This window comes from Roseibium sp. RKSG952 (genome assembly GCF_009711355.1).
Map to the genome: position 1 here is coordinate 1 of NZ_SMMF01000718.1, position 5,474 is coordinate 5,474.

A 5,474-nucleotide genomic window follows, 5' to 3' on the forward strand; every position below is an offset into this window, starting at 1 on the left:
GACGTGCGGCTTATTGCGCTCAAATTTTTCTTTCGCCATCGGATTACTCCGTTTCTCTAATTCTTATTCAACTTCAAGAGGCGGGATCAGGCGTATTTCGCCTGAACCTCTTCGGCGACAGCCTGCGGCACCTGCTCGTAATGGTCGAAGACCATCGAGTACTGCGCGCGGCCCTGAGACATGGAACGCAGGTTGTTCACGTAGCCAAACATGTTGGCCAGCGGCACCATGGCGGTCACGACAGTGACAATTCCGCGGTTTTCCGTGCCAGCAATCTGGCCGCGGCGGGAATTGAGGTCACCGATCACGTCACCCATGTAATCTTCCGGCGTGACAACCTCGACCTTCATGACCGGCTCAAGGAGCTTGGGTCCGGCCTTGGCAATACCTTCGCGGAAACCGGCACGGCCGGCGATTTCGAAGGCGAGAACCGAGGAGTCCACGTCGTGGTAAGCACCATCCGTGAGGGTGGCCTTGATATCGAGCATCGGGAAGCCAGCCAGCGGGCCGGAAGACATGACGCTTTCGATACCCTTGCTAACGCCCGGGATGTACTCTTTCGGGACGTTACCGCCGACGACCTTGCTCTCGAAGACAAAGCCTTCATTCGGCTCGGCCGGCTCGATGGTGATCTTGATGCGGGCAAACTGGCCGGAACCACCGGACTGCTTCTTGTGGGTGTAATCCACATCAGCGGTCTTGGTGATGGTTTCGCGGTAAGCCACCTGCGGCGCACCGATGTTCGCCTCAACCTTGAATTCGCGCTTCATGCGATCGACGAGAATATCAAGGTGCAGCTCGCCCATGCCGGCGATGATCGTCTGGCCGGATTCCTCGTCGGTCTTGACGCGGAAGGACGGATCCTCGGCAGCCAGGCGGTTCAGGGCGAGGCCCATCTTTTCCTGGTCGGCCTTGGTCTTCGGCTCAATCGCGATTTCGATAACCGGCTCAGGGAATTCCATGCGCTCCAGGATCACCGGCTTCAGCGGATCACACAGGGTGTCGCCAGTGGTGGTGTCCTTCAGACCCGCGATTGCCACGATATCACCTGCATAGGCAACATCGATGTCTTCACGGGAGTTGGAGTGCATCTGCATCATCCGGCCGACGCGCTCACGCTTTTCCTTCACGGTGTTGAGCAGGGACACGCCCTTGTTCAGAACACCGGAATAGATGCGGCAGAACGTCAGGGAGCCAACGAACGGGTCGTTTGCAATCTTGAACGCCAGGAGGCTGAGCGGCTCTTCGTCAGACGACTTGCGAACGGCTTCGCCTTCGGTCTTCGGGTCGATACCCTTGATCGCCGGAACATCAACCGGGCTCGGCAGGTAGTCGACAACTGCGTCAAGAAGCGGCTGCACGCCCTTGTTCTTGAATGCAGAACCACAGAAAACCGGAACAAAGTCGCCGTTGATGGTGCCCTTGCGGATCAACGCCTTCAGCTCATCAATGGTCGGCTCGGTGCCTTCCAGGTAAGCTTCCATGGCGGCTTCGTCGATTTCGACAGCAGCTTCAACCAGCGCGTCACGAGCTTCCTGGGCACGATCCTTGAGATCGTCCGGGATTTCCAGCTCATCCCAGGCAGCACCGAGGTTCTCGGACTTCCAGATCAGGGCCTTCATCTTCAGAAGGTCGATACAGCCAGCGAATTCGTTTTCGGCACCGACGTTGAGCTGCATGACCAGCGCGTTTGCGCCGAGACGCTCGCGGATCATGACGCAGCAACGATCGAAATCAGCGCCGAGCTTGTCCATCTTGTTGACGAAGATCATCCGCGGGACGTTGTACTTGTCGGCCTGACGCCAGACAGTCTCGGTCTGCGGCTCAACGCCAGCGTTTGCATCCAGAAGAGCAACCGCACCATCGAGAACACGCAGGGAACGCTCAACTTCAATGGTGAAGTCAACGTGGCCCGGAGTGTCGATGATGTTCAGACGCTTCTCGTTCCAGAACGCGGTGGTTGCAGCAGAGGTAATCGTGATGCCACGCTCCTGCTCCTGCTCCATCCAGTCCATGGTGGCTGCGCCATCATGCACTTCGCCGATCTTGTGGCTCTTACCGGTGTAGTAGAGGATCCGTTCGGTCGTGGTCGTCTTGCCCGCATCGATGTGGGCCATGATACCAAAGTTACGGTAGTCCTCGATTTTATGCGTGCGCGCCATAGCGTCAGCCTCTCGAAGTCACAATTACCAGCGATAGTGCGAGAATGCGCGGTTGGCGTCTGCCATCCGGTGCGTATCTTCGCGCTTCTTAACTGCGGTACCACGGTTGTTGGCTGCGTCGAGCATTTCGCCGGACAGACGATCAATCATCGTGGTTTCGTTGCGGTTGCGCGCAGCTGCGATCAACCAGCGAATTGCCAGCGCCTGACGGCGCTCGGAACGAACCTCAACCGGAACCTGGTAGGTCGCACCACCAACACGGCGGGAGCGCACTTCTACCTGCGGCATGACGTTCTCGAGAGCAGCATGGAAAACCTCGATCGGGTTTTCACGGGTCTTGCCCTCGATCTTGTCGAACGCACCGTAAACAATGCCTTCAGCAACAGACTTCTTGCCGTCATACATGATTGCGTTCATGAACTTCGTGACGACAGTATCCCCGAACTTCGGATCCGGGTTGATTTCGCGTTTTTCAGCGCGGTGACGACGGGACATCTAATGTGCTCCTTACTTCGGCCGCTTCGCGCCGTACTTGGACCGGCGCTGCTTACGATCCTTGACGCCCTGGGTATCGAGCACACCACGAATGATGTGGTAACGCACACCCGGCAAATCCTTTACACGGCCGCCACGGATCATCACAACCGAGTGCTCCTGAAGGTTGTGACCTTCACCCGGAATGTATCCAATGACTTCAAAGCCGTTCGTCAGGCGGATCTTGGCCACCTTACGCAAAGCCGAGTTCGGCTTTTTCGGAGTCGTCGTGTAAACGCGCGTACAAACGCCACGCTTCTGCGGGCAGGCCTCCATGGCCGGCACCTTGTTCCGCTTCGGCGGATCTTTCCGCGGCTTGCGGATCAGCTGGTTGATGGTCGGCATTGTTTGCCCTTTACCTCGTCCATCCAAAAATTCGTATGCAACTGCAGTCCTCGCAGATTCCGACATAAGGAATCGCGCCCGCACGCTCCTTAAGAGCGGCAAGCGCTGCGAAAACCAGAGGACCACGAGTTGCCCCGCGGTCATGCAATCGACGCGTATCGCCTATTTGAACCCGGCAGCGTTTAAGACCGCTCGATCCTGCGCCGTGATGCGCGGGACGTTTCGAACTTACCGCCTGCCTTCGGGATGCGCGGAAATTACTCACATGCACCCTTTGCGTCAAGCGGTTTATTGAAGATTCAGCAAGTCTGCGGCGTTTGTCCAAAGAGGGTTGTTTTACGGCGATATATTGCTTGTGTTTGTTATTTTATTTTAAAATTAAGCTAAAAAAGGAATTTTTATTATCGCTCCACTATGCCGGCTTGGACGGCTGCCGGGAGCCTGATTGGAATCGTCCTGCCCGCCCTGCTTGCCAACTGACAAGCAGGGCCATAGCGCTAAGCGAATCGAGCGTCGTGCGTGTCCGCCCTGTCCGGCAACGATCCCCGCCGCGCAAGGCAATGCCCCACAGGCTCAGGCCCGTGCAACCCGCGACAAAAACCGTTCGACTTCCTGGCCCATGGTTTCGGTGTGCTGAGCAACCAGTGCAGACCCGTCCTGGAACGACTCGGCACCCGCCAGTGTGCGGCGCGAGGTTTCAACCACCTCGCCCATGGACTGGCCGGCTTCCTGACTGGCCTGATCCGCCTCCTCGACGTTCCGGCTGATGTCGCCGGCCTCGCTCAACTGATGCTTGACAGCTGCCGAAATCGAGGCCGTGTAGTCGCGAACCTCACCGATGCGTTCGGCAATGTCTGTGATCGCGGCAACCGCTTCCCCGGTTGCACCCTGAATGCCGCTGATTTGGGATGCGATTTCTTCCGTCGCCTTGGAGGTCTGGGTCGCCAGCTCCTTGACTTCGGATGCGACAACGGAAAACCCGCGTCCCGCCTCCCCGGCGCGTGCTGCTTCAATGGTCGCATTGAGCGCCAAGAGATTCGTTTGTTCGGCAATCGCCTTGATCAGGGTGACAACTTCCCCGATCCGTCCGGCTGCAGCCGACAGGCTCTGGACCTTGTTGGTGGACAGCGCTGCGGATGTGTTAGCCCCCTCGACACCCGCTGTCGTCTTGGCAACCTGGTTGCTAATGTCCCGGATCCAGCCAGTCAGCTCTCCGGCGGACCGGGCGCTGGTTCCGATGTTGTGACCGGCCCGGTTCGCGGCATCCATTGCGGCATTGGCCGTCTGTTCATTGTGAACCGCATCGTCTTTCAGGGCAATCGCGGCGTGGCGCATGCCGGTGGCACTGGCGCGGACCTCTTGCAGATTGTCCGAGATCTGCAGTCGGAACTCCTCTATCAAGCGCTCCACCTCAAGCTGGCTCTGCCTGTGGCGTTCAGACATCTCGCGTGCTTCCTCGGCAAGTGTCTGCTGGCGCAAGATCTGGTCCCGAAACGCGGCAACCGAACGAGCCACAGCGCCGATTTCATCGTCCCGGTCAGCGGCGGAAAACCGGACGCCCACATCGCCTTGCGCCAGCCGGCCCGCCTCGGTCGCCGTTTGCTGCAGGGACCGCGCAATAGACCGGACCAGCAACACGGCAAAGCCGAAAACAAGACCGAACGCGAAAACAAGAACGCCAGCCATCAGATAAAGGCTCTTGTAAAACGAGGCCTCGATATCATCGACAAAGTCCCCGGTGCCAAGCGCCCAGTTCCAGGGCTCGAACCCCCGCGCAAAGGAAAGCTTGGTGCCGTCATCCGGCGAATTCGGACGGGTCCAGACATACTGGACAAACCCTTGCCCATCGGCGCGGATCACTTTCATCATTTCAGCGATGATCCGGACGCCGTTGCGGTCTTCGAGCCGGGAAATGTCGTCGCCCTGGATTTCGGGCGACGCGGCATTGGCGATCACGACGCCATCATAGGTGTTGATGAAGACGTAGTTGCCATTCTCGAAACGTAAACTGCGCACGATTTCGGCTGCACGCTCCCTGGCCTCCGCCTCGGAGTACCGCCCGTTCTGCATGTCCCGATAGACGCTTGAAACGGCCGAGTGCGCGGTTTCGACGATCGCCGCCAAGGCAGCCTTGCGGTCTTCGTACATGACCGCGCGCTTGTTGGAAGCGAAGAGCACCAGGATCACCGCCATTCCGAAAAACAGCATCGCAATCAAGCTGTACAACCGGGCTCCGACCGATAACCCCTTAAACATTCAAATCTCCAGACCAATCTGCCGCATTTTTGACAAACGCCCAAATTCTGAAAATTCGCTTAATAATTGCAAGAGATCCGCATTTGCCAGCAGTTCCGTGAGTTTAAGCGAGATGTGCAAGACAATGTAAGCTGCACAATCTGATACGCTCTTTCTCAGGGAAGGCCTTTCAAGGCA

The 5,474-nt window shown here is 57.9% G+C and carries 4 protein-coding genes; all 4 read right to left on the reverse strand.

Annotated features, from left to right (window positions below; translation table 11 throughout):
* Positions 1–86: 86 nt before the first annotated feature.
* The 4 genes from fusA to E1297_RS04660 all read right to left on the reverse strand — a co-directional run bounded on the left by fusA (position 87) and on the right by E1297_RS04660 (position 5,297).
* Positions 87–2,162 carry an elongation factor G gene (gene fusA / locus E1297_RS04645; RefSeq protein WP_155134517.1) on the reverse strand — a complete coding sequence of 692 codons (2,076 nt, stop codon included), beginning with the start codon at positions 2,160–2,162 and terminating at the stop codon, positions 87–89.
* Between the two features lie 24 nt (positions 2,163–2,186).
* Complete coding sequence (rpsG, locus tag E1297_RS04650) at positions 2,187–2,657, reverse strand: 30S ribosomal protein S7 (RefSeq protein ID WP_155134520.1); 471 nt, start codon at positions 2,655–2,657, stop codon at positions 2,187–2,189.
* Between the two features lie 12 nt (positions 2,658–2,669).
* On the reverse strand, positions 2,670–3,041 hold the full coding sequence (rpsL, locus tag E1297_RS04655) for a 30S ribosomal protein S12 (RefSeq protein ID WP_006936459.1): 372 nt from the start codon (positions 3,039–3,041) through the stop codon (positions 2,670–2,672).
* A 573-nt stretch (positions 3,042–3,614) separates the two neighbouring features.
* Positions 3,615–5,297, reverse strand: a complete 1,683-nt coding sequence (locus tag E1297_RS04660) for a methyl-accepting chemotaxis protein (RefSeq protein ID WP_155134523.1) — start codon at positions 5,295–5,297, stop codon at positions 3,615–3,617.
* Positions 5,298–5,474: the final 177 nt, after the last annotated feature.

Excerpts from the sequence above, each read along its gene's own strand:
- rpsL (WP_006936459.1), bottom strand. The coding sequence starts at position 3,041 with ATGCCGACCATCAACCAGCTGATCCGCAAGCCGCGGAAAGATCCGCCG.
- rpsG (WP_155134520.1), bottom strand. The coding sequence starts at position 2,657 with ATGTCCCGTCGTCACCGCGCTGAAAAACGCGAAATCAACCCGGATCCG.
- E1297_RS04660 (WP_155134523.1), bottom strand. The coding sequence starts at position 5,297 with ATGTTTAAGGGGTTATCGGTCGGAGCCCGGTTGTACAGCTTGATTGCG.
- fusA (WP_155134517.1), bottom strand. The coding sequence starts at position 2,162 with ATGGCGCGCACGCATAAAATCGAGGACTACCGTAACTTTGGTATCATG.